Here is a 1,237-nt window from a genome sequence, read left to right on the forward strand (position 1 = left end):
CTGATCGTTAACGTCGGCAACAGTGTTGTTACCGGTGGGCGCGTGATCGGCAACAATGCCTGGATACATTCGAATGCACAGCGTGTCGGGCAGTGTCGCCGGATCGCGTCCTCGAATCGTTCCGCCCGTCAGGAGTGCGTGACATGGAAATCGGTGTGTTCATCCCCATCGGTAACAACGGCTGGCTCATCTCCAAGAGCGCCCCGCAGTACATGCCCTCGTTCGAACTGAACAAGACGATCGTGCAGAAGGCCGAGAAGCACGGTCTGGATTTCGCCCTGTCGATGATCAAGCTCAAGGGTTTCGGTGGGGAGACGGAGTTCTGGGATCACAATCTCGAATCGTTCACGCTCATGGCGGGTCTGGCGGCGGTGACCGAGAAGATCAAGTTGTTCGCCTCCACGCCGATTCTGACCCTGCCGCCGGCGATGGTCGCCCGGATGGCCTCGACGATCGATTCGATCGCTCCGGGGCGGTTCGGTGTGAACATCGTGACCGGGTGGGCGCCGAACGAGTACACGCAGATGGGTCTGTGGCCGGGTGAGGAGTATTTCGGTTACCGCTATGCCCAGGCCACCGAGTACGTGACGGTGATGAAGCAGTTGTGGGCCGATGGGGTCAGCAATTTCAAGGGTGAGCATTACACGATGGACGAATGTGTGCTCTCGCCTGCTCCGTCCGGTGGTGGGGTGCCGATCGTGGCGGCGGGGCAGTCCAAGAGCGGCATGAAGTTCGCTTCGGAGATGGCCGATTTCAATTTCATCATGGGTTCGGGTATCAATACTCCGACCGCGATTTCGGAGTCGGTGGCCACTCTCGTCGAGGCGGCCGGTTCGACGGGCCGGGATGTGGGTGCGTTGACGCTGTTCATGATCATCGCCGATGAGACGGACGAAGCGGCGCAGGCGAAGTGGCGGGATTATCACGACAACGCGGATCTGGCGGCGTTGGGATACATGGCCGATCAGTCCGCTGCCGACGCCACGGCGGATGATTCGTCGACGGCGAAGACCATTTCGTTGCCCGAGGGTGCGGTGAATTTCAATATGGGCACTCTCGTGGGTTCCTACGAGAGTGTGGCGAGGATGCTCGACGAGGTCGCCGAGCTCGAGGGCATCAAGGGCATCATGCTCACCTTCGACGATTTCGTCGAGGGTATCGAGAACTTCGGTACCCGGATCCAGCCGTTGATGAAGAGCCGCACCACCATCCAGGCCGCCGCAGCCTGACACGAACG

The 1,237-nt window shown here is 60.3% G+C and carries 1 protein-coding gene; it reads left to right on the plus strand.

Annotation, left to right across the window (positions count from 1 at the left end; translation table 11 throughout):
• Positions 1 to 143: 143 nt before the first annotated feature.
• A complete protein-coding gene (rutA, locus tag MOM01_RS22935; protein WP_241387749.1) occupies positions 144 to 1,229 on the plus strand; it encodes a pyrimidine utilization protein A in 1,086 nt (361 codons plus the stop codon).
• The last annotated feature ends 8 nt before the right edge of the window (positions 1,230 to 1,237 follow it).

The sequence above is a fragment of the Rhodococcus sp. CH91 genome (assembly GCF_022554085.1).
Taxonomy (GTDB): Bacteria; Actinomycetota; Actinomycetes; order Mycobacteriales; family Mycobacteriaceae; genus Rhodococcus.

Bases quoted from the DNA above. Each gene is read 5' to 3' on its own strand.
- rutA (WP_241387749.1), top strand. From the start codon at position 144: ATGGAAATCGGTGTGTTCATCCCCATCGGTAACAACGGCTGGCTCATC.